Below are 24,921 nucleotides of genomic sequence, written 5' to 3'. Positions count from 1 at the left end.
TTCCCGATTCCCGATTCCCGATTACTTTGTGGTAGTTCTGAGGAAGCTATCATCAACAGGCAACTTTGGAGCTTTGAACAGTGGACAAGAATTGAGAAAAACACGATCAGCGAGCCCGTGGGTGGTGCATTACTCAGCATTCGTTTAATTTGAGTTAGGTCACAGGGTCGAAGCCTGTGCCACAAAGCTGATAGCTGATAGCTGATAGCTGATAGCTGATAGCTGATAGCTGATAGCTGATAGCTGACCCCGATTCCCGATTCCCGATTCCCGATTCCCGATTCCCGATTCCCGATTCCCGATTACAGCCAATTTCCCACTAAAACATAGGCTCCCCAGTAAAATGGAGCTTGATAACCAGGTCTTTTTAAAAGATTAACTTGAGCACGGCGCAAGGCTTCAGCTTTAGTAACCGTTGCGCCAGAAGCAGCTAATTCTTCGTAAAAAAATGTCATCAGTTTAGCGGTAGATTCATCATTAATGAACCATAGGGAAGCCAGAGTACTCCTGGCTCCTGACTGAATCGCTACCCCGGCCAAGCCTAAGCTAGCGCGACTATCGCCATCGGCAGTTTTACAAGCACTCAGCACTAGTAATTCAATTGCTTCTAAACTATTGTTACTTCTGTTCTGGATGACATTGCTTAAATCCTTGATATTGATTCGTTTATCCCACGCCAGCAGAAAGGTCTCTTCTGGTACTGAACTAAACTGACCATGAGTGGCTAAATGCACCACAGGAAATGGCACTGAACTGATTAACTCTTGCCATTTCTGACTGGTAAAGTCTTGATTGAGCAATTGCTGACTCGGAATTTGGGATTTAATTTCCCCTAATTCTGTTTTAACATTGGGTAGGTTAGCGAAACCTTGATGATCAGGCAAATCCTCCCGGATCTCTGAGAGTCCAAAAGCTAAGGCATTTAACTCTACTTGAGCTAAGGGTTTGGGCTCTAGTAGACTCAAACCAGGAATGAGTGCGATCGCATAGCCTTTTTCTACTATATACTGTTCACCATCATGAAGGGTAGCCATGGGAACATTGCGAAAGCCACCATCAAGAACAAATACTAAGGTTTTCACTTGATTGGCTTCGAGCAACCCTTCCGCCGGTCGAATTAACCAGTCATAAACCTGTTGGGATAAGGCTAGACTGTTTTTAGAAATAAAACGTTTTTCTAGCTGTATACGGAGACTTTCTAAGGTTTGCTCAAGTTTAGCTTTAGGTAAAGCAGTGGTATAGTGAATAAATTCTCCTGATTTTGGTAATTTCACGATCACCGCTAACCGGTCATCGAGAATAATCGGATAGACTAATGCTGCACTCGGATCGATTTCTTGCTCGGCCAATTCCACAATGTCAGAAAGGTTACACCCCAGAAAATTCTCAATTTGGGCTAGCTGCAGAGAGTCAATTGCTTCGGTAGCTTGCTTGAGCTTGTTATCTGAAATCGGGTTATCTGCAATCCGGTTATCTGAAATCCGTTTATTTGCGATCGGTTCAGCGCTTTGTTCGTCTTTCAAGAGTAAATCGACTAATTCTCGATAGACTTGCTCAACATTTTCTCGAAAGGAAAACTGCACATCTGAACTAAGAGCCAGTAAATCTTGGCGGAGAGAATCTAGGGTTTTGACAGTGGCTTGGTAAGCGGTGATTGCTTCTTCAGTTTTTCCCAGAGCTTTATAAATTCGTCCTAACTGCCATTGCCATTGATAGGCAATGTCATCGGATTGAATCCCTTGAGCTATGGTGAGGGCTTTTTCGGTAAATTCTTGAGCTTGATACCATTGCTGAGTTTGTTCATATAGCTTACCCAGGGTACCGAGGGCATAGGATTCCGCTCGTTTATCGTCTAAAACTTGAGCCTCTTGGACAGCTTTGACTAAACTATGGGCAATTTCGTAAGGCTCAAGGTTCAATGATGACCCCTGAAGATTATCTTCATCCTTATTCGATTTTAGCTCATAGCTGATCAGGCTTTCCACAAAATTGATTTGAGCATAGATTGCTGTTCGACTAGGTGGTAATTCAGTAATCTCGCTGTTGAGTAATTCCTTGACTTGGTCATTAATTTGAGATTTTAACTCTTGGATATTTGACCTTTGATTATCCTTATTGTTTTCAACATTAAATGTCTCTAACCAATTGTGGTAATCAATGAGTAGACTTAATCGGTGTAGTTTTGGTTCAATGTCTAAGCTAGTTGATTCTGATAATTTGCTGGACTCTTGAAGAGATTCTTGATAGTATTTTCTAGCATGATTAAACTGCTCAATAACCTGTTCTTTAACTTCTTTTTGTTTAACTATCAGGTTGGTTCTGGTGTATAATTGTTTATAGTGGTTGTACCAAGAACGTTCTGTATGCCCCAAACTCAGTAAGGTTTCTCGCTTTTGCAGAGGAGGTTGAGCTACTTTCAAACTTGCCTGAAGCACTTGCTGAGAGTGGTTCAAGTCCCCGAGGAGACGGAGACTATTCCCAAGGCTACGTAAGCCCAGGATTTTAATCTGGGGATCAGGGGTTTGTTGAAAGGTTTGCAGCACCGTTTCAAACCGTTCTTGATTGGACAAATCGCAATTATTGTCCAGCTTTAAGGCTTGTAATAAGGTTTTACAGGTGCGACGGTGAAGTCCTAAGGCTTCCATCGCTTGAGCTTGATTAATTAGGGTACCTGTAATGCCAATGTCATCCTTTATTTGTTGATAAATCTCAGTAGCCAATTGCCAGGCTTCTAGAGCAGTGTCTGGTTGTCCTAAGGCTAATTCTAGACTACCTAGGGTGTTGAGAGCTTGGGCTTGGATTTGCTGGTAGTCTGGGGTATCCCGGAGATCTGATCCGGTCTCTAACAGGTTGAGGCTAAATGCGATCGCATCTTCGGCATCAAACCACTGTTGCAGTTTCTGGTAAGCCAAGGACAGATAACTCAAAATCATGGCCTGATGTAGTCTATCCCCTTGGGATTCATAGGCTTGTGCTGCTTGTTCCCAAGTGCTTGCTGCTTGACTAAACTGACCTTTGGTGTATAGTGCTCTGCCTTGTTCCACTAATTCTGACGCTGACCAATCTTGCGGAATTGGCTTAACAGTTGTGGGATAGGATAAGACCGGGAGGATGCCAATGGGGAGAACTAAATTTAGGAGAAAAAAAATTAGGGCTTGGGTGCCAACTAGGGTCGGGCGAAGCATGGGAACGCTAAATCTAGGGTTTCTATTAAATTATCTCTAGGATAGACTATGGCTTTTCATCGTAAGGCTTAGCGTAGGCCACAGCCGACGCTAAGTGATCCCATGGTTGTTTAACAGTTAGGCTTTCGCAACGGTTACCCAAAAGGAACATTCAACGCGCCATTTTTATTCAGCCATTGGCACTGTTGAGCACTTAAGCCTTTAGCATCGGTAAACACTGCACCTGCTACCTCACAGTTAGAGAAATCAACACCATTCCAAATAGTATTCTCCAAATTAGCGTACTGTAAATCAGAATTTTTAAGATTAACCTTAGATAAGCGAGCGCCTTCTAAATTTGCAGAAAATAAAGACGCTTCAGTTAAATCAACATCCTTTAATAAGGCATTTTCCAAACTTGACTCCAGCAACTGAGCACCACGCAAAATTACCTCGGTCAAATCAGCAGCTCTGAGATTAGCAACAATCAAATTAGCAGAGGTTAAATCTGCTCTGACTAAACTAGCACGGCTTAAGTTGGCTCGTTCCAAATCAGCACCAAGCCACTTAGTATCCATTAACTTAGCCGCTTCTAAGGTAGCTAGATCAAGACTTGCTCCACTGAAATTAGCCTCAGGGAAATTCACAGCTCCTAAATTGGCCATCTTGAGATTGGCATTGATAAAGGTTATCCCTTTGCCAGTTGCTTCTCTCAAATCAGCCTTTTGCAGCTGAGCTAAGGACGCCTCAACCCCATCTAGTCTTGCTCCACACAGCTTAGCTTTTGCTGCCCAAGCCCCTCGGAGATTCGCCTCCTCCAAACCAGCACGAGTCAGTTTAGCTTCTGAGAGTTGGGCATAAACCAGAGTGGCCCCGGATAGCTTGGCCCAGCTGAGATTGGCTTGATTAAAGTCTGTCTCTTGACAAGACGCTCCTGAGAGATTGGCATTACGTAGGTAGGCATGGGCAAAGTCAGCCTTATCTAGATTCAAGCCCTGTAAATCAATATGACTCAGCTCGGCTTTCTGTAACGACAGTCCTTGCTTAAGTTGTTTAAGAACTTGATTAGTAGTTAATAATGTCATAGTATTGCTTATACAAAACCTGTAGTCAGTTCGTTTTGTATCTAATCTAACTTTATTTTCACACAATATGTGATTACAGCAATAATCTTTTACATAAATACATTGAGCGTTTGAGGCATAGGAGCAGTCAAAGTATTAGGGAATCGGGAATCGGGAATCGGGAGTCGGGAATCGGGAGTCGGGAGTCGGGAGCGGTGCGACCCGTGGCGAATTTAATTCGACGACTGTAAGCGCACTCCCTGGGAGTCGGAATGCAGCTCAGTCTTGGGGGAAACCCTTACTTGTGCTTTGCATCAAGACGGGGTAAGAAGCTTGAATCTACCTCATAAGTATGATCACAATAAGTATGATCAAAGCTATACCAACTTCATCGAAAACTACTTCTTACCTCTGTTCCCCTATACCCCCACACTTCCCTGTCTCCCCACACTTCCCCCTCTCCCCACACTTCCCCCTCTCCCCACACTCTTCTCCCGATTCCCGTTCCCCTCCTGGGAGGGGTTAGGGGTGGGTTCCGATTCCCGATTCCCGATTCCCCATTCCCTGCCCTATAGCTTTCATGGTCAAGTTTTCTATCAGTCGCTTTATCCTCATGGCAGCTATAGTGATTGGTGTAATTGTCCTTGTTCCAACTATCAAGCAAATTACCCAGCAGCCAGCCATGACATCCGCTTACGAATTACTGACTGACCCATTCTTGCAATTTCCTACAGAAGATTCCGTGCGAGTGGTTTGGTTTACCGAATTTCCTGGCTCCCACCACACCGTTACCTACGGCACGACTTCTTGCCGTAAGGCCACTGCTACTACTACTAAACTCAGTCGCACTCGGGAAGACCAAAAATCCCGAGTAGGCAAGCAGACCGAAGACGCCCAACTCTACCAGAACCCAATTATGCGGGATATTTGGCGTCATGAAGCGATCGTAACTGGACTGACTCCTGGTGTTCGTGTTCCCTATCAAGTCAGCAGTGTCAAGGACAATGGGCAAGTTTTCACGAGCAAACTCTTTAGCCTCAGTGCTCTACCAAACCCTCAGACACCCCAGAAAATTCTTCTGACCTCTGACCATCAACTAATGCCGATGACAGCAGCTAATCTCCAGAAGGTGGTAGAAACTGTAGGCCAAATTGATGGGGTGTTCTATGTTGGTGATTTAGTTAATATTCCTGACCGGGCTTCGGAATGGTTTGATGATAACCGGGGTGGTGCCTTTTTCCCCTGTCTTCAGGGTCGAGCCAATTACCAATTGGAAAAGAATGGGGTTAAAACTACCTACCATGGTGGTGAAATTATTCAAAATGCCCCGATATTTCCTGTAGTTGGCAATCATGAAGTGATGGGGCGTTTTTCTATGGAAAAGGATTTGAATAGCCAATTCAATGACCCTTTTCCTCGCGCTGCAGCACAAGCCATCTATCAGCAAAAAGCTGAACAGTTAAATCCAGATAATGACCCTAATTATTACCAAGCTTGGCTAAAAAATAATACCTATAATACTGACACTTATAACGAGATTTTTTACCTACCTAATGGCCAACCTTATTATGCCGTAACCTTTGGTGATATTCGCTTAGTGGTGTTGTACATTACTAATATTTGGCGGACACCTAGCTTAAGCCCTAATGCCAAAGGTAGGTATCAAGAACGGGAACAAGATTTAGACAATCCCATCGCTTGGGGATACGGACAACATATCTTTGAACCGGTGAGTAAAGGGAGTCCCCAGTACCAATGGCTCCAGGCAGAACTCAATAGCACTGAGTTCCAACAAGCCAAGTATAAAATTGTGATGTTTCACCATCCTCCCCATAGCCTAGGGGGGAATATTGTCCCAGCTTATACTGACCCAGTGCAGATCATTGAGCGGAATCGGGATGGGTTAGTGACAGCAGTGCGTTATGAGTACCCCAAAGACAAGGATTACATCATTCGGGATGTGGTGCCATTGTTAGAAGCTGCTGGTGTGCAGTTGGTGTATTATGGCCATTCCCATCTATGGAATCGCTTTGTTGATGGTAATGGCATGCATTTTTTAGAATCCTCCAATGTGGGGAATAGTTATGGCGCTCATGTTGGTGAGAATAAGCGCCCAGTACCAACTGGCTATAAAGAAAACTATTCCGCTACTGGAGACCCCAATGGATTACAGCCAGTGATGCCAACCATAGAGCCATTGTTAGGAGAGAATAACCAGCCCTTGCCTTATATCGCCAGTAATGATGTGACTGTGTTTAGTATCTTGGATACTGGCACCGGTATAGTAACTAGCTATCGCTTTGATACGCGATCGCCTAATTCAGATGTGATTAAATTCGATCAGTTTCAGTTAAGGCTAAGGGATTAGGGTCGGGAGATGGGGAGAGGGGGAGATGGGGAGATGGGGAGATGGGGAGATGGGGAGATGGGGAGATTTTTGATGAAGGGTAATTATCCTAAAATTCTATTATAGAATAATATATTGGCTACTCTTGCTAGCATGCCTATTGCTAGCATGCCTGTTGCCTGTTGCCTCTTGCCTCTTGCTAGCATGCCTGTTGCCTGTTGCCTGTTGCTAGCTTGCTTCTCTATAAAAAATAGACACCCTTGGACATTACTTACAAAATGAGTAATACTAGAGAGTGGAGTCATGAGATCTAGCATTGATATGGAAAGTCATTCTGAGATGACATTAAGCATTGGGGAGGCAGCTAAACAGCTAGGAGTCTCTACCAAAACCCTAAGACGGTGGGCTGATGCGGGCAAAATCAGATATCAACGTTCACCTACTGGACAACGACGATTTTATCTTAAAGATATCAAACATATAACACCAAGAAATCCTCAGCCATTGACCCACAGATTGACAATCAACTATGCCAGAGTTTCCAGTGATGAGCGACAAAAAGACCTGAGGAGTCAAATTCAATTATTAGAAAATTTTAGCGCTGCTAATGGTTGGCAATACGAGACTATTTCTGATTTTGGGGGTGGTTTAAATTATCACAAAAAAGGATTGAATAAATTACTCAAAAAAATTATGACAGGGGATGTTGAACGGTTAGTGATTACTCACAAGGATAGATTGCTGAGATTTGGATCAGAATTAATCTTTACCATTTGTGAAGAGTTTGGCACAGAAGTCGTGATCATTAATAAATCCCCAGAGGGAGTCAGCTTTGATGACGAATTAACCCAAGACATGATGGAATTGATCACAGTCTTTTCTGCCCGTCTCTATGGCGCTAGGAGCAAAAAAAATCAAAAATTACTTGATGGAATGACTCAAGTGGTAAGGGAATTAGAGTAAGGAGTAGGTGGATAGAGGGCAGGATGGGGAGATGGGGAGATGGGGAGATGGGGGAGGTTTTTATTAAGGGTAATTATCCTGACATGATATGAAACCAACTCCCAACCGATTTGAGCCAATCATACATCAAAAGGGAAGAGGCGGTCGAGGAAGGGGTTAGAAAAAAGTCGATCAGGATCAAATTCTTTCACAAGCAGAGCGAAGTCATCCCAACGTGGGTATTGTGAGCGCAGATATTCCCGATTGGAATAAAAGTGCTTGCCCCAGTTGGGACGGCCACCATACTCTAATAATATCTTTTCGGCTTCCCGGTGATAGTTTTCAATCACCTTAAAATCTGACCCTGATAAGTTAAGGCTAATATATACCGATTCTCTTTGATACAGTGGGCTTAACCAATGCTCTTCAGAACTAGCAAATCGAACTGATATGGGTAGGTTTATCCTAAATCCCTGGTTTTCTATCATCTGGTGAATTTGCTCCAGAGCTTTGATTGCAGCTGACCTTGGTATGGCATACTCTAACTCGGAATATGTGAAATTAATATTCTCAAAGGCGAGGATATTAAAGCTCTTATCCCAACGGTTTAATCCCCGTAGATTAGTCATAAAAGCTACTCTAAAGATGAGAGGAATTAGAGCAGGAAAACTCCTGGTAATCCAGTCACCGATTCCACTGCCGGATCTAGATATAGTTCTAGATAGGTCGTCTAGGAATTGTCTCCAGAATGGCATTGGTTCAACCGGCTCATCCATTTTATTAAACCTAAAGGAATAGGAGCGTGAGGTGTGGGGAAATTCAAAGAATTGGAAATGATCGTTTTCTTTGACTAGTGTGTCTATTTCTTTTCTTATCAGGTCGGTCAACATAGGTTGTTGAATATCTCGCAAGAAGAATGTCGGGACACAACGAAGGGTTAATCTAGTAATAATACCAAGGGCACCTAAGTTGACACATACTCCATAAAATGTTGGATTATCTTGTTGGTAGCGGACAACTTCCCCGGATGCTTTCATTAGCTCCAGCTCGACCACTGCACTGGCCAGTGAGCCGTTTTTGTCTCCTGTTCCATGGGTAGCCATTGCTATTGCCCCAGAAATAGTCTGCTTGGTGATTGCTCCCAGGTTTTCCAAGGCCATGCCGTGTTGGTCGAGGTATTGATTCAAGCTGTTTAGTGTTATTCCTGGCTCGACAGTAACGGTCCCCCGTTCTCGGTCTAGCTCGATTACCCGGTTTAGTCGCTTCAAGGATACCAGAACACCATCGGTGCATGCAGCTTCTGACCATGAGTGCCCCGAACCAACCACCTTAACTTTCATCCTTTCGGTTCGAGCCATGGCAAGAACTTTCTTGAGATCTTCGTTAGAAGACGGCTCGACAATACTTTTGGGGTTGCAAGAAACATTACCCCTCCAATTTGACCAAGTAACTGACATATTAATTTATTAAAAATATTGTAATGGTTATTCTATATTTTAGCATAGAATACTCATTGCTTATTTAGATCTCGTTATCTCTAATCACAGCTCGCTCCTTTGGTGTCAATCCATAAATTTCAGACACTGCATAGTTTCCAAGGTTAATATCTCTTGTGTTTGCTGCTTCTATTAGCATTCTTTGAAGATTCTCTGAAATACTTTGCCACTGAGGAAGTCTGATTCGCCGCAAGTATTGTGCTTGAAAGCGAAGATAGCCTCCCCTGAGCTGAGTTGAGTAAATAGATACAAATAGTTTAGCTATACCTGATTTGAGAACTGTTTGAAGTGCCTTTAAGTCCCACTCTTGTGAAGTAATGAAATAAAGGTTATGATGAGGGTAAAATTTTCCATCTTCATAGACGATATGTGCCTTGGATTTAATATCAGGAATTAGCAGTTTAGGGTAAGTGGTCAGGCTAGGATAAATTCTATCAATTGTTCTGTACCAATTTTTGGGATTTTTCTTGGCACAGTTCCGTTTCAAAATTCTATCGGAATGTTGGGCAAGGTAACTTGCCAGCTTGGGATAATTTTCAAGTTCAACTAAAGAACCATTGTCGTGAAATGGGTTTACAACACCAAGGCCACCCCACTTGATAATACCAGTTTTAATATCTTGTGTCTTCACTAAAGGCAATTTTCGATCGGGTTCAACCTCCAGTTTTTCAAAGGGTCTAATGTAAACTTTATCTGCTCCGGTTGCTACACCAATGCCTACCTTACAACCAACCTCTTCTAAACTAGGAAAGTCTTCTTCCAGGCGACGAACTACCATAAGTTCTTCAACAGAATCTAGAATCCATGGTTTTGAACCATTTGTTACACCCGTAAGCTCGATGATACCACTTTCCGGACAAATAGAGTCAGCACAAAAATTTTGTGCTAGTTTCTTAAGTGTGTTGTATTCAACTAATGGTCGATGAGCAACTCGAACAACTTCGGACTTTTGGCACTTGATGACTGTAATCCCAGGATAAGCACTAACTTCAGTGCGAAACGCTTGAGTATCGACCATATCAATATAGTAAGCAAGATGATAATGATCAGAAACCATTGCTCGTAGTAGCTTACCGTATTTATTCTTTAGCCATTGATTGGCACAAATAAAACCTAAAACTCCTCCAGGTTCCAGACTACATAGGGCCCGTTCAATAAAAGGGACATATAAATCTGCTCGATCATATATAGTGTTATATCTGGCTCGATACTCGGCCAAGAGAATATCCGGAATCAGCTCTTGCCGAACATAAGGCGGATTGCCAACTGCATGAGTAAATGAGCCTGGTAAATCTACAAGTAGGAAGTCCCCTTGAATCAGCCAGGCTGTTAGCAATTGATAGGCGTCATCTTTATTAATTCCATGGTACTGGAGCAACCTTAAAAGTTTAATTCTGGTATTTTCAAAGCTTTGAGGATTGATCTCAACTGCACGAATAGAATTGTGGAGACTATCAACTAGTCTGATTTGATTAGAATCATGAGCAGCATAAGCAGTTAACAGTCGCTCTACAATCGGAACAAGAAAGTCACCATCACCAATCGAGGGTTCAAGTATCCGATAGTCTGGCAAAGGGCGATCTACGGTATAACCTGTCAGGTCAAGAATGAACTCTACAACCTCACGTCGGGTAAAAATTGCTCCTCGTTCTTCACTACTCTTTGCTGCAAAGCTTCCGACAGCAGAGGAAAAATCAAATAATGGCAAGCTTAGTTGCTGTTCCATTGTGACCGAACCATGACTTCTGGTATTTTAATCTATAGCATTTCTTAGCTGAATCAGTAGTCTAGCAATATGACGTTGAAGGTTTTCCCAATCTTCAGGAAAGTCGTCACGGGTAAAGATTTCTGAGGCATGTTCATAGCATGCGATCGCATTTTCCAAATTCTCTGTAGTCTCTCCTACTATTCTGTTGCTGTAAGCATTACCCAGGTTATATAGGGTCCTTGCCCACTCTTCGGGGAAGTCTGGTTTGGTATAAACCTCCAAGGCTAGTTGGTATTGGGCAATGGCTTTTTCGAGATTATCAGCCCGGTCTCCACGGATTCTGTCACTATAGGCGATGCCCAGATTGTTGTGAGTACTTGCCCAATCAATGGGGAAATCTGGTTTGGTGCGAACTTCTAATGCTAATTGGTATGCTTCTATGGCAATTTCGAGATTATCAGCCCGGTCTCCACGGATTCTTTCACAGTAGGCATTGCCCAGGTTATAGTGAGTCATTGCCCAATCAATGGGCAAGTCTAGTTTAGTGCGAATTTCCAAGGCTAGTTGGAATGCTTTAATAGCAATTTCGAGATTATCAGCCCGGTCTCCACGGATTCTTTCACAGTAAGCTATGCCCAGGTTGTTTTGAGTACTTGCCCAATCTTCGGGGAAGTCTGATTTGGTATAAACCTCCAAGGCTATTTGGTATGCATCTATGGCTTTTTCGAGATTATTAGCCCGATTGCCACGGATTCTGTCACTGTAGGCATTGCCCAGGTTGTTTTGAATAGCTGCCCAAATTTCTGGGTTACTATGATTAGTAAAAAACGTTAGCATCGTTTGGTAACCAGCAATAGCAATTTCCCTGTTGTTGGCTGGATTACCCAGTGGAAAATCGCTGATCAGAGTGCTGAATTCCCAGATAGTATTAGCGATATCTTTGGCTATTTCTGGTTCCGCTTCTGAGAGTTTAGCACTTGCCCAGGTTTCCAGGATATTGATAAAATTATGATCGAGTTTATCTAAGTTTTCTTCCAGAAGTTGGTAGACAACTTCGCCGTCACCTTTGCTGTTGTTAGTTGCTAGCAATACCTCGTCTAAAAATTGCTGATACTCTTCCGATGAAGCCTTAGCTGAAGTAAGGGTTTCTGAAATTTCCAGACCCTTTAAAAGCTTACTCCTGATCCGCAGTAAAAAGTCAGCAGCATTTTGCTGACCCTTTGCTGTCAGATATTCGGCTGATTGTGCCATTACCTGCAATAAATCTGCATCCACTAACTCGCGGTTGCTATTAATAATTTTGATTTCTTTACCCTTGGGACAAGTTAGGAGCTGGTGGAGCAATTTGAGGTATTGTTGTCTTCTTTGTTGGTTCATTTTTAGTTATTCAGCTAATGCGCTACGCGCACGCTACGCGAACAGCCATGAGCCAATGCGCTACGCGCACGCTACGCGAACAGCTATCAGCTTACCTCCCTATTCCCTCTTAATTATAAATTCTTCATTCTTAATTCTTAATTCTTAATTCTTCATTCTTCTTCATCTGACTGCTCTGACGGAGGCAAAAGTATGGGATTCCCTTGATATTCCGCTGCTTTATCCGTAGGTAAACGACGCACTAAATCAAATTGGATTAATTTATCTAAAATCGGTAAAACTTGACTGAACTGTTGAGTTTTAAGACGCTTGAGGTCATCCATGGTTATGTTTTCATCGGATAGCACCCCTTTTTCTAAAACTAAGTCAAGCACATAGTAATCTTCAGGAGTTAATTCTGACTGACCGCGCAGTTTCTGACTGACATACTCTAAACCTTGCTGAAAGACGTCTGGTGTAATCTTTTCTGCTTGTAAATCCGCTGCTTTCAGTAATACATAATTAGCAATGCGATTAAACCAACGGGGTATCCCCTGGGAATGTGCGCACAGATTTCTAGCAGTTTCTAGAGTGAAGGGATGAACCGCATCAGGATTAGTTTCGTCTTTGTTGGTTTTGTTAATCCGGGCGCTAGCGAGATAGTTAATTAACATTTGATACGTGGTGGATTGGTCTAATGCTGTAATCTCTAATGCTAAATCAAATAACCCTCGTTCAGAGATCAACAAATCCCGAGTCAACCCGGAAGGATGCCCAGTCAAAATAAACCAAGCATCACCTTTGAGCATGCCTTGAGCATCGTGCAATAGTTGACGCACCTTAGCTGGGTCTTGTTTATCTAAGTCATCAATAGCAATCACCACACGACTATAGGTTTCTAGGGCTCTTTCCAATAAGTCTTGAAAGGTGAGAGTGGGAAACTTTGGGGCATTAACCGGTTTAGCTTCCGCTTCAATACTTCCCCCAAACCCGGCGAATTTGGCATCAAACTTGGTCTTGGTTTTGCGAGTCGATTCACTCATCAATCCCATGTTGTTTAACAGTTGTTGCGCCCACTCATCCTCTGGCATATGTCGGGCTAGGGCAATCAAAGCAGCGGTTGCTAAATCAGTTTCAAAGGGTAGACTAATATAGGTAGCGAGAGTATCTTTACTTTTTCGTTGTAAGACGCTCAATACTTCTAAAATAAATGCTGTTTTACCAATACCAACGGAACCGTAGACTAATATCCGCTTCCGTTCGCGACCCCGCAACAAATTAAATATCTGCTTTAACTCCTGGGTGCGACCTGTAAAAACTTTATCTAGGTTTGACCTCAAGCTAGAAGCACTTTCAGAAAAAGGAATTTCTTCAAGATTCCAGCTAGTCAAAATTTCGTTGTTTTCATCCCAAAGTTTATCGGCTTCACTCATGGCTATGGCTTGGTTTTTATTTTGTTAATTACTTGGAGCAGTTGTTGAATATTATCAATTCCTTGCTTATCCTTAATTGTATGACAAATTTCATAAGCTTGGGTTAGTTCTTGTCTAGCATCGTCGATAAATCCAATGGAAATCATCAGCATGCCTAATCCCGTTTTGCAGATAGCGATTCCTGGTTGATTATTGAGATGATTGTAGATGCGGAGAGCGTCCCGGTAATTCATCCGGGCTTTGTCTAGGTTCATGATTAAATGATGGGTGCGGGCAATGTGGTATACTGAATCGGCAAGGGCTTCTAGGTTTTCGGTGTGACTATAGATCGGGAGGCTTTGCTCTAAGCGGGATAATCCATCATACCAGCTTCCTTGCTGAACCAGCAGTTTACCAATATTACGTTGAACGTCTGCCCAATATTCGGGAAACGCTTCACGGATGTAGAACTCTGAAGCATTTTGATAGGATGCGATCGCTTTTTCCAGATTCTCTGCACTATTTCCTAGTATTCTCTTACTGTAGGTATCGCCCAGGTTATTTTGAGCAATTGCCCAAATTTCAGGCAAGTCTTGTTTGGTATAAACAGACAAAGCTAGTTGGTATGCTTCTATGGCGAGTTCAAGATTATCAGCTTTATCTCCATTGATTCTGTCACTGTAGGCTATGCCCAGGTTATAGTGAGTGTTTGCCCACTTTTCAGGGAAGTCTAGTTTAGTATAAACGGATAAAGCTAGTTGGTATGCTTCTATGGCGAGTTCAAGATTATCAGCTTTATCTCCATTGATTCTGTCACTGTAGGCTATGCCCAGGTTATTTTGAGTGTTTGCCCACTTTTCAGGGAAGTCTAGTTTAGTATAAACGGATAAAGCTAGTTGGTATGCTTCTATGGCGAGTTCTAAATTATCAGCTTTGTCTCCATTGATTCTGTCACTGTAGGCATTGCCCAGGTTATAGTGAGTGTTTGCCCACTTTTCAGGGAAGTCTAGTTTAGTATAAACGGATAAAGCTAGTTGGTATGCTTCTATGGCGAGTTCTAAATTATCAGCTTTATCTCCACGGATTCTGTCACGGTAGGCACTGCCCAGGTTATTTTGAATCCTTGCCCAATCATAGGGGAAGGCTTCTCTGGTATAAACCGACAAAGCTTGTTGGTATGCAGCAATAGCACGTTCGAAATTATCAGCTTTATCTCCACCGATTCTGTTACTGTAGGCATTTCCCAGGTTATTTTGAGTTGTTGCCCAATCAATGGGGAAGGCTTCTCTGGTATAAACCGACAAAGCTTGTTGGTATGCAGCAATAGCAACTTCGAGATTATCAGCTTTATCTCCACGGATTCTGTCACGGTAGGCACTGCCCAGGTTATTTTGAATCCTTGCCCAATCATAGGGGAAGGCTTCTCTGGTATAAACCGACAAAGCTTGTTGGTATGCAGCAATAGCACGTTCGAAATTATCAGCTTTATCTCCACGGATTCTGTAAATGTAGGCAATGCCGAGGTTATTTTGAGTGCTTGCCCAAATTTTCGGGTTACTCTCATTGGTAAAAACTGTTAGTATCGTTTCGTAACCAGCAATAGCAATTTCCATTTGAGTGGCTCTATTACCGAGTGGAAAATCGCTGAACAGGATGCTGAAGTTACCAATAACTATAGCAATGCCTTCTGCTGTTTCTGGTTCCAATTCTGATAATTTAGCACTTGCCCAGGTTTTTAAGATATCGATAAAGTTATCATCGAGTTTGTCTAGATTGGCTTCCAGGAGTGGGTAGACAACTTTGGGATCGCCATTGCTGTCGGCAGTTGCTTGCAAGACTTTCTCTAAGAATTCCAGATAGTCTTGGGATGAAGCATTAACTAAGGTAGAGGATTCTGAAATTATCTCTAAAAGCTGACTCCTGAGACTACCTAAAAAGTCAGCAGCGTTTTGGTCGCCATCGGCTGCTAGTTTTTCTGCTTCTTGTTCCATTACCTGCAATAACTCTGCATCCAGTAACTCGCGGTTACTCTCAAGAATTTGATCGTCTTCACCGCTGGGACAAGTTAGCAGTTGCTGGATCAGGTTGAGGTATGCTTGTCTTCTTTGTTCGTCCATTTTTACTTACCCCTACTCCCTATTCGCTACTCCAGAAAATCCACAATTTATGTAAAGTTACCAATTCTAGCAATTCTATATCCCATAATGTACAAATTGATCACCCTAAATCCCCCTTAATAAGGGAGACTTTGAGGTTGAAAAGCGTACCTCATAACTGCGATAAACTCTATAATAACTTCTATAAGTATAGCGTTTTATAGTAACCGTGAGTTACATCTAAATTTTATTTATTCTTCCCTACTCCCTACTCCCTACTCCCTGCTCCCTTATTTAACAATAAAAAAAATTCGGTCAAGCTCAGATAAAATTTGATACTTGACCGAATTATAGTGTGTAAACATCAACAAGGACAGCTAAGCTGCACGTAAACCAAATAACTCCTGACTGATTAATTGTACATTATTCCCGAGTTAGTCAGCAACTGCTGGAAAGCAAAAACATACTAACTCATGCTTCATGCTGATTTATACCCCTCCCCAAAAAAAACTTTCATTCTTCATTCTTCATTCTTCATTCTTAATTCTACATTCTTCATTCTTCATTCCTGGTCGCCAGGGCGTGGCCCTGGCAAATTACTATCCTAGTCTAGGTAAAAATTTCGAATCAAAGTCACCATAACCTCACCAGGATTTCCGGTAGGTTCGGGAGTGCTCCATTCCTCTGGATAAGCGTATTTAAGAGAATAGATGGCAATAATTGTTTTCCGAACTTGTTCAGGAGAACCGACCAAGATGTGCTTGACTTTTTTAGGTTTGCGACCTTGGTTTTCAGGGTTTTGATTTTCATCAGGGTTTGAAGGAAAGTTTGTACTCATGAATCGTTATTGGTTTAAAACGTTTACTTTTATTAAGTTATTAATTTATTAACTATCTGTCAAGGGGTTTAGGAATTTTTTTTTATTACCAATTGACGAATATTAATCGTAGGGTGGGCAGTGGACGAGACCAATAAAATCCGATGGTAATCCTTTAAAGCACTGCCCACCCTACAGGTATATCTGGGGTGGGCAGTGCTCTATCGGATTTTCAACTATTACTATTCCTTGAAAAACCACTGCCCACCCTACAGGTATATCTGGCTCTGCCCACTTTACTTAGCAGAACAAATGTTAAGGATTTCCACCATCCCACTGATGAGTTGGATCAGGATAGAACGTTACCCCAGAACCGCTGCCATTAGTGGAGCGAATAGCAACTAACCAACCTCCAGGAACTTTTGTTCGCCATACACCCAATCCTCCGATGGGTTGGTTCTTGCAGTTTAGTTTTTCCCAAACAAGCTCTGCCATGATGATTTCCCAGATAAAATAACGCCTAATGTGAATTAGACAAAAGAGAAAGGAGGCTCGAAGATTGAAATGTCACTTAGCACCCGGGAACCTCCTATGAACAGTATAGACTTTCCGACGTTGATGACGACCATTTTTGTTCTGGTGGATGACTGGTATCAACAAACTTTGGGGGAACTTCAGTCAATAGAGCAAGTCTCAATTGGGGTCAGCTACTTTCTTTCGTCCTTGGGTTTTAGGGAATAGGGAATAGCAAGCAGGGAGATGGGGAGATAGGGATATTTTTATTAACAATAATGATAGCGTTTATCATAGTTATTATACTCACTGTTCCCTGCTCCCGTCTTGATGCAGTCGCTCATGGGGGAAACCCCCAAGACCGCGCTGCATCGCTGTTCCCTGCTCCCTGTTTCCGATTCCCGATTCCCGATTCCCGATTCCCGATTCCCTACTATTCATGTGATATGCGAAGCAGTAATCATAAAAATCCTCTTGTAATCGGCAGTTTAGTCGTTATTTTTATCAATCTAGTAATCGCTCTTATTTGTTGGAGGATTGCTCAACAATCTACGGGTTATGATGGTCTGTTTTATTTTTTTATATTGTCTATGATTGGTATCGCTCAGTTAGTCTATGTTATCCCAGCATTAATTGTGCTAAGATTGCTGGGAAGATGGGAATTGATTAAAGGAGTGATTCTTGGTGGTTTGATTACAGGTTTGTTGAATCTTGGCGCTTGGTTTTTAATGCAATCTTTAGCTTAAAGGTATAGGTAGCAAGAGTTATTGAGAAATAGCTCTTAATTTAGCTAACTTCGTGAACTGTTGCGTCAAGGCTATCTTGAGACTCTTCTAATTTATCGTCGAGGTTCTCACTACCAGTAAACACTTTAGTAGTCACTGGAACGTTAGGCTCAACTTGGAGCCACACCGAATCACTAATAGACTCAGCTTGATTGGGTCGATAAACCAGTCGGCAGGCTCCTGCGATTTCTACCTCATGACAGCAATGAGTCCGCTCACCCCGTTTAACAGTAAACACTGGCAAAGATGTCTGGTTCTTGTGATTGCTTTTTAAGGCTTGCTCATTAACGTGGATATAGGTAGCTTCGAGATGTTTGTCCTGATTCCATGTACCTTTTGGTCCCCTACGACCTTCGGTTACCACTGGCACACCATCATATAATGGAATCTGCCAAAACCGACCAACTTTTTTGGCTCCTTTGATGCGATCTTTACTTAATAGCATCCGCAGTCGCTGAGACGATATACCCAGCAGAGATGCAGCTTGTGTTGTACCGACAACCATAACTAAAATACTATTGCGGAATAGTATTGTAATCCCATCTAACTGGGAAAGTCAAGCTCAAGTAGGGAGTAGGGGAGTAGGGAGTAGGGAGTAGGGGAGTAGGGAGTAGGGAGTAGGGAATCGGGAATCGGGAGTCGGGAGTAGGGAGTAGGGAGTAGGGAGTAGGGAACTAAAATTTTCGGAATTGATTTAGGTACCTTACATAACGTCTTTCTGAAGTTCTTGTTTAACCAGTTGAGCTAAGGTTTGGGCAGCTCCTGGTTTTCCCCGAACACTCTTTAGATGCGATCGCATTTCGGACAACTTCTCTGGATGCTCCAGATAGTCTAGGGCAAGTTGAGCAACCTCAAGCGGCTCAAGCTTCCCTACCAATTCTGGCACAATTTCTCTTTTTGCCCAAATATTCGGCCATGCAAACAGACGCTTTTGCCCTAGCACCAACCAGTTAATCACTTTCGCTAGGCTAGAGCCTACTCCTGGTAACTTGACCAATAGACCGGGTAAGCCATCCCAAGCCCGCATCGCATCTAACTGTTGCGTCGGCAACAGCACAATCATGGGTACCGCCAAAGACCCCAACTCAGCGGTATTAGCTCCCACTGTGGTTAAGCAAAGACAACATTGTGATAACAATTCATAGGCCGGAAAGGACTGCCAGAGTTCTACACACAAGCCACTGGGGGTTTTGAGGAATAGTCGAAGGTTAGCTGGTTGAAGGTTAGCTGGTTGAAGGTTAGCTGGTTGAAGGTTAGCTGGTTGAAGGTTAGCTGGTTGAAGGTTAGCTGGTTGAAGGTTAGCTGGTTGAAGGTTAGCTGGTTGAAGGTTAGGAGGTTGTTCGCCTTTGGCGTTCCGGTAGGGTAGGTTATCGGAGTTTGAACCTGTAACTTGTAACCCGTTAACCTGTAACCCGTTAACTTGTAACCCGTTAACCTGTAACCTGTTAACCTGTAACCCTGGATTAATCACCGAGTCGTTATCAACTTTATATATAAGTTGTGCCTCTGACCATCCTGTCTTGTTAATGATGGGATTGTGATCTCGATTGGCAAATTTGGCTAATGTTTTGAGATCTATGGTAGGAGCAACGGGAATCACAAAGCGAGTTTGGGGTCTAGCCCTATGAATGTGTTCAGCGATCGCTAAAGACAAAGGCACTCCCTGAGCTAGTTTGGCTGGTTTTGACCCCGGTAATAGTGCGATCACTTCAGTGGAATGTTCAAGGGTATCTTCCGTTAAACTTGCAATCTGAGAACCTGTAACCTTCAACCCCTGAGTAACCTGTAACTCCTGATTAACCTGAGAACCTGCAACCTGTAACCCCTTATTAACCTGTAACCCTCTAATCTCTGCCATTAAATCCCCCACTATGGTGAATTTGTGGGCATAGTTCTTAGGCACTTGAGCGATAATATCGGGTTTCATCACGCCAAAGTGGTCAATCCAGCGGTACCAACGAGCATCCCACTCGGCATAGACAACACTGCGATACCCTAAGCGCTTACTAATCACTACTGGGAAAAATTGGTCTCCCCCTAGGAATAGAACAACCCCTTTTGGATGCCAGTCCCAGTTTTCCGCTGTCTTGCCCCACAACAAGAATGGCAAAAAATCCTCTGCTGCCTGAACCCGGTCTACTTCTGGGTAGGATTTTGCGATCGCATCTTCTTTGCCCGTGGCATGAGGGCAAGGAGATAGCACTACCGATATCCGGAGTAATGAACGGTCATTCCCTAGAGTTTGCCGCAATGCCTTCACCACTGGTCGCACCCAGGTGGTCAACTCTCCTGGGCCATTGGACATAACTAAAATATCTGCTGCTGGCACTCTTCCCCACTCCTGATTATGACTATGTGGCTTTACTCAAGGCAAAGATTACTAAATCAGGACTTACTCCGTAAGCCCTTAAAATCTTAAGTAATAATTAAGGAGGAACGATAAGTAATAGTTTTATCAATCGATAAATTTTCCTTATATATACAACTAAGCTGACTTTTGTCAATGATTTTTATTGTTTATTTTTTTTAAGGTAAGCTGATTTAGTACTTCAGTAATTGTTAAGTAATTTTACAAAAATCAGTAATTTTTATATCGAATTGTATCAGATAACGGCTGAAACTCCCTGAAAGTATACGTTTTTTGATAGAAACTCTTTAGTTGGCAAAACAAAACCATCCCAACCAAGAGTGAGTGGTCACTGGTAGAGACGTTAGATAGCACATCTGTCAATAAAATCTAAATACGATCAAAACTATCAAAGGTGATCAGCCACTTACCGCCACTCAAGGTAAGGCACAGATAACGAATAATCAGGAAGGAGACCTAGCCGCATGTTCACTCACGTCAAGTCCACCATTAGACACATCACCCCGGAAGCCTTGAATGGGCGTCATTTGCTGAAGGTGGTCTATGTCGTGCTAGAACCGCAGTACCAAAGTGCATTATCAGCTGCTGTTCGCTCAATTAATCAAAATCAACCAGATATCGCTATTGAAATCAGCGGCTACCTCATTGAGGAACTCCGTGACCCAGAAAACTATGAAGACTTCCAACGGGATATAGCAGAAGCGAATATCTTTATCGCGTCACTAATTTTCATAGAAGACTTGGCCGAGAAGGTAGTAGCCGCTGTACAACCCAATCGCGATCGCTTGGATGCCGCAGTCGTATTTCCATCAATGCCGAAAGTGATGCGCCTGAATAAATTAGGTAGCTTCTCCATGGCCAATTTGGGGCAATCCAAGAGTGCGATCGCACAATTCATGCGTAAGCGCAAGAAAAAATCTGGGTCTTCCTTCCAAGACAGTATGCTCAAGCTGTTGCAGACCTTACCGAAAGTCCTGAAGTATATGCCCATGGACAAAGCTCAGGATGCTCGCAACTTCATGCTCAGTTTCCAGTATTGGCTAGGGGGGTCTTCTGATAACCTGGAAAACTTCTTGCTGATGCTAGCAGATAAGTATGTATTTAAGCGCGAGAAGAAAAACAGCGAAACCTCTGTCCAATTCAAAGACCCAGTGGTTTACCCAGATATGGGGGTTTGGCATCCTCTAGCACCGGAAATGTTTGAAGATGTCAAGGAATACCTGAACTGGCATAGTAGCCGTCAAGATATCTCAACAGACTTAAAAGACCCTCTTGCTCCCTGTATTGGTTTAGTCCTGCAACGCACTCACCTAGTGACAGGGGATGATGCCCATTATGTAGCCATGGTGCAGGAACTCGAAGCCATGGGAGCAAGGGTGATTCCCATCTTTGCTGGTGGTCTGGATTTCTCTAAACCTGTAGATACCTATTTTTCTGAGGAACATGGCAAAACCGTAGTCCCCTTAGTGGATGCTGTGGTATCTCTAACCGGCTTTGCTTTAGTAGGAGGTCCAGCACGGCAAGACCATCCCAAAGCTATTGAATCCTTAAAACGCCTCAATCGCCCGTATATGGTTACACTTCCCTTAGTCTTCCAAACTACGGAAGAGTGGGAAGATAGTGAATTGGGACTGCACCCGATTCAAGTAGCATTGCAAATTGCCATTCCAGAGCTGGATGGTGCCATTGAACCAATTATCCTATCCGGACGGGATGGCGCAACTGGAAAATCCATTGCGTTACAGGACCGGATTGAATCAGTAGCCCGACGGGTGATGAAATGGGCGAATTTGCGCCGTAAGCCCAAGCTTGAGAAGAAAATTGCGATCACAGTCTTTAGCTTTCCCCCAGATAAAGGCAATGTTGGGTCAGCGGCCTATCTTGATGTATTTGGTTCCATCTATAAAGTGATGGAAGCCCTAAACAACAATGGTTATGATGTCCAAGACTTGCCGGAATCTGCTGAGGCACTGATGCAAGAGGTGATCCATGATGCCCAAGCTCAGTACGCTAGTCCAGAATTGAATATTGCTCACCGGATGTCGGTGATGGAGTATGAACGGTTTACTCCCTACTCCACTCGCTTAGAGGAAAACTGGGGACCACCACCAGGAAATCTTAATAGTGATGGACAAAACTTGTTAATCTACGGCAAGCACTTCGGGAAGGTATTCATTGGAGTACAACCTACCTTTGGGTATGAAGGAGACCCAATGCTACTGTTGTTCTCCCGTTCCGCAAGTCCTCACCATGGCTTTGCTGCCTATTACACCTATTTAGAACAAATCTGGCAAGCGGATGCTGTGCTGCACTTTGGAACTCATGGGTCTCTAGAATTTATGCCAGGGAAACAGATGGGGATGTCTGGAGACTGTTATCCAGATAATTTAATTGGTTCTATTCCTAATCTGTACTACTATGCTGCCAATAATCCTAGTGAAGCAACCATTGCCAAGCGCCGCAGCTACGCTGAAACCATATCCTATCTGACTCCACCGGCAGAAAATGCTGGATTATATAAGGGGTTAAAGGAACTCAGTGAGTTAATTGGGTCTTATCAAACTCTCAAAGATACTGGGCGCGGTGTTCCCATTGTTAACACCATTATGGATAAGTGCCGCTTGGTGAATCTTGATCAAGATATTGCCTTGCCCGACCAAGATGCTAAGGAGCTGAGTGCGGAAGAACGGGATACCTTGGTCGGTCAGGTGTACCGCCGCTTGATGGAAATTGAGTCAAGGTTGTTACCCTGTGGGTTGCATGTGATTGGTAAGCCACCAACCGCAGAAGAAGCGATCGCAACTCTAGTCAATATTGCTAACTTAGACCGTAGCGAAGACGAAATCATCGGTTTACCCCGGATTATTGCTAACAGTATTGAGCGAGAGATTGATGAAATTTACAGCAACAATGACCAAGGCATCTTAGCTGATGTGGAATTGTTGCAAGATATCACCCAAGCTACCCGTGCTGCTGTTAGTGCTATGGTTCAAGCTCAAATCGACAGCGATGGACGAGTCTCTAAAGTCTCTAAACTCAACTTCCTCAACCTTGGTAAAAAAGCACCTTGGCTAGAAGCTTTGCACAATCTAGGATATACCAAAGTAGATTCCGAAGCGATCAAGCCTCTGTTTGACTATCTGGAATTCTGTTTACAGCAGATAGTAGCAGACAACGAATTAGGAGCAATGCTCCAAGCCTTAGATGGGGAATATGTGCTGCCAGGTCCTGGTGGTGACCCGATCCGAAATCCCGATGTGCTACCGACCGGTAAGAATATTCACGCCCTCGACCCCCAATCCATTCCCACCCTAGCAGCAGTGAAATCTGCCAAAATCGTAGTAGACCGACTGTTGGCACGGCAAAAGCGAGATAATGATGGGGCTTGGCCAGAAACCATTGCCTGTGTGCTATGGGGTACCGATAATATTAAGACCTACGGGGAATCCCTAGCCCAAATTCTATGGATGGTCGGGGTTAAGCCAGTGCCCGATGCCTTGGGACGGGTGAATAAATTAGAACTAATTCCCTTAGAAGAGTTAGGTCGTCCTCGGATTGATGTGGTAGTAAACTGTTCCGGTGTCTTCCGGGATTTGTTCATCAATCAGATGAATTTACTCGACCAAGGGGTGAAAATGGCCGCAGAAGCCGATGAACCCCTGGAAATGAATTTTGTGCGGAAACACAGTTTGCAACAAGCTCAAGAGATGGGGATTAATCTACGGCAAGCTGCGACTCGGGTATTCTCCAATGCGTCTGGTTCCTATGCCTCCAATGTTAATTTAGCTGTGGAAAACAGCACCTGGGAAGAAGAAGCCGAGTTACAGAATATGTATCTCAGTCGCAAATCCTTTGCTTTCTCTTCCGATAACCCAGGCACCATGGCACAGAGTCAGAAGATTTTTGAGTCCGCCTTGAAAACTGCTGATGTTACCTTCCAGAATCTTGATTCATCGGAAATTAGCCTTACTGATGTTTCTCATTACTTTGATTCTGACCCCACTAAGGTAGTAGCCAACTTGCGCAACGATGGTAAGAAACCAACTGCTTACATTGCTGATACTACTACTGCTAATGCTCAGGTTCGCACCCTATCAGAAACCGTCCGTTTAGATGCCCGGACTAAGTTACTTAATCCCAAGTGGTACGAGGGCATGTTGAATCATGGCTATGAAGGGGTCCGTGAACTTTCCAAACGCTTAGTGAATACTATGGGTTGGAGTGCAACGGCTGATGCAGTAGATAACTGGGTTTATGAAGATGTGAATACTACCTTTATCCAGGATGAAGAAATGCGTCAGCGGTTAATGAATTTGAATCCCAATTCCTTCCGTAAAGTAGTCTCTACCTTATTGGAAGTTAATGGCCGTGGCTATTGGGAAACTAGTGAAAGTAATTTACAGCTGTTGCGCGAATTGTATCAGGAGGTTGAAGATAGGATTGAAGGAATAGAATAGGAGTATTTGCTATAGCGGTTTTCAATTCAGTGAGGTGCAAAATTTAGGGAATAGGGAATAGGGAACAGGGAATAGTGAATCATATTCCCCCCTTATTAAAGTCCCCCCCTTATTAAGGGGGGTTAGGGGGGATCCCTACTCAAGGCAAACTGTACCTAATAATTATGGAGAAAGCTATAGTCACAATCTAGCAATTATATATCCCATAAGGTACCTATTATCCCCCTTTGGTCCCCCTTAATCCCCTCAAATTGATCCCCCGTTGGTCCCCCTTAATAAGGGGGACTTTGAGGTGGAAAAGCGTACCTGATAACTGCGAGAAAAGAGTAGCTTTTTCGAGACGTTCAATAGAGCGTCTCTAATTTTTAGGGCTTACGAATTTGCCCCCTAAATCCC

General features: G+C 43.3%; 17 protein-coding genes. 5 read left to right on the top strand and 12 right to left on the bottom strand.

The features are described from left to right. Positions 1-159: 159 nt before the first annotated feature. The 3 genes from F6K53_RS28460 to F6K53_RS28450 form a co-directional block, all read right to left on the bottom strand. The gene (locus tag F6K53_RS28460) at positions 160-312 is read right to left on the bottom strand and encodes a hypothetical protein (RefSeq protein ID WP_293029756.1); all 153 of its coding nucleotides are present in this window, start codon (positions 310-312) and stop codon (positions 160-162) included. Continuing rightward, positions 303-3,185 (bottom strand): CHAT domain-containing protein, encoded by a 2,883-nt coding sequence (locus F6K53_RS28455; RefSeq protein WP_293065878.1) that lies wholly within the window; start codon positions 3,183-3,185, stop codon positions 303-305. Before F6K53_RS28455 ends, F6K53_RS28460 begins: the two co-directional genes overlap by 10 nt. A 134-nt stretch (positions 3,186-3,319) precedes the next feature. Beyond that, positions 3,320-4,249, bottom strand: coding sequence for a pentapeptide repeat-containing protein (locus F6K53_RS28450; RefSeq protein WP_293065881.1), 930 nt, complete (start codon positions 4,247-4,249; stop codon positions 3,320-3,322). Positions 4,250-4,513: 264 nt separating this feature from the next. Between F6K53_RS28450 and F6K53_RS28445 the strand changes: the two genes are divergently transcribed. The 3 genes from F6K53_RS28445 to F6K53_RS28435 all read left to right on the top strand — a co-directional run bounded on the left by F6K53_RS28445 (position 4,514) and on the right by F6K53_RS28435 (position 7,538). After that, on the top strand, positions 4,514-4,939 hold the full coding sequence (locus tag F6K53_RS28445; protein WP_293065884.1) for a hypothetical protein: 426 nt from the start codon (positions 4,514-4,516) through the stop codon (positions 4,937-4,939). Then, complete coding sequence (locus F6K53_RS28440; protein ID WP_293082996.1) at positions 4,842-6,596, top strand: metallophosphoesterase family protein; 1,755 nt, start codon at positions 4,842-4,844, stop codon at positions 6,594-6,596. Before F6K53_RS28445 ends, F6K53_RS28440 begins: the two co-directional genes overlap by 98 nt. Positions 6,597-6,914: 318 nt before the next feature. Beyond that, a complete protein-coding gene (locus F6K53_RS28435) occupies positions 6,915-7,538 on the top strand; it encodes an IS607 family transposase (protein WP_293071861.1) in 624 nt (207 codons plus the stop codon). A gap of 119 nt (positions 7,539-7,657) precedes the next feature. Here the strand turns inward: F6K53_RS28435 and F6K53_RS28430 are convergent, their stop codons facing one another. From F6K53_RS28430 to F6K53_RS28400, 7 genes are all read right to left on the bottom strand, one after another. Then, complete coding sequence (locus F6K53_RS28430; protein ID WP_293071853.1) at positions 7,658-8,974, bottom strand: D-arabinono-1,4-lactone oxidase; 1,317 nt, start codon at positions 8,972-8,974, stop codon at positions 7,658-7,660. 64 nt (positions 8,975-9,038) lie between these two features. After that, entirely contained in the window at positions 9,039-10,739 is a 1,701-nt protein-coding gene (locus F6K53_RS28425) for a TaqI-like C-terminal specificity domain-containing protein (RefSeq protein WP_293071854.1), read from the bottom strand. Between the two features lie 27 nt (positions 10,740-10,766). Then, complete coding sequence (locus F6K53_RS28420; protein WP_293082983.1) at positions 10,767-12,098, bottom strand: tetratricopeptide repeat protein; 1,332 nt, start codon at positions 12,096-12,098, stop codon at positions 10,767-10,769. A 152-nt stretch (positions 12,099-12,250) separates the two neighbouring features. Next, positions 12,251-13,510 (bottom strand): ATP-binding protein, encoded by a 1,260-nt coding sequence (locus F6K53_RS28415; RefSeq protein WP_293071856.1) that lies wholly within the window; start codon positions 13,508-13,510, stop codon positions 12,251-12,253. 2 nt (positions 13,511-13,512) lie between these two features. Next, positions 13,513-15,606 (bottom strand): tetratricopeptide repeat protein, encoded by a 2,094-nt coding sequence (locus F6K53_RS28410; RefSeq protein WP_293071857.1) that lies wholly within the window; start codon positions 15,604-15,606, stop codon positions 13,513-13,515. A gap of 583 nt (positions 15,607-16,189) precedes the next feature. Beyond that, complete coding sequence (locus F6K53_RS28405; protein ID WP_293023141.1) at positions 16,190-16,423, bottom strand: hypothetical protein; 234 nt, start codon at positions 16,421-16,423, stop codon at positions 16,190-16,192. A gap of 294 nt (positions 16,424-16,717) precedes the next feature. Next, positions 16,718-16,897 (bottom strand): hypothetical protein, encoded by a 180-nt coding sequence (locus F6K53_RS28400; protein ID WP_293071858.1) that lies wholly within the window; start codon positions 16,895-16,897, stop codon positions 16,718-16,720. A 296-nt stretch (positions 16,898-17,193) separates the two neighbouring features. Between F6K53_RS28400 and F6K53_RS28395 the strand changes: the two genes are divergently transcribed. Continuing rightward, complete coding sequence (locus F6K53_RS28395; RefSeq protein ID WP_293071859.1) at positions 17,194-17,661, top strand: hypothetical protein; 468 nt, start codon at positions 17,194-17,196, stop codon at positions 17,659-17,661. A 40-nt stretch (positions 17,662-17,701) separates the two neighbouring features. On the opposite strand, the gene F6K53_RS28390 is transcribed toward F6K53_RS28395, so the two are convergent. Together F6K53_RS28390 and F6K53_RS28385 are read right to left on the bottom strand one after the other, a co-directional pair. Continuing rightward, a complete protein-coding gene (locus tag F6K53_RS28390) occupies positions 17,702-18,205 on the bottom strand; it encodes a DNA-binding protein (RefSeq protein ID WP_293071860.1) in 504 nt (167 codons plus the stop codon). A gap of 198 nt (positions 18,206-18,403) precedes the next feature. Then, positions 18,404-20,005, bottom strand: coding sequence for a lipid-A-disaccharide synthase (locus F6K53_RS28385; RefSeq protein WP_293082980.1), 1,602 nt, complete (start codon positions 20,003-20,005; stop codon positions 18,404-18,406). 527 nt (positions 20,006-20,532) lie between these two features. Here F6K53_RS28385 and F6K53_RS28380 point away from each other — a divergent pair. Then, a complete protein-coding gene (locus tag F6K53_RS28380) occupies positions 20,533-24,525 on the top strand; it encodes a magnesium chelatase subunit H (RefSeq protein ID WP_293071457.1) in 3,993 nt (1,330 codons plus the stop codon). The last annotated feature ends 396 nt before the right edge of the window (positions 24,526-24,921 follow it).

Origin of the sequence: Moorena sp. SIO4A1 (assembly GCF_010672065.1) — a bacterium.
Lineage (GTDB): Bacteria > Cyanobacteriota > Cyanobacteriia > Cyanobacteriales > Coleofasciculaceae > Moorena.
This window is presented reverse-complemented; position numbering and strand designations above follow the sequence as displayed.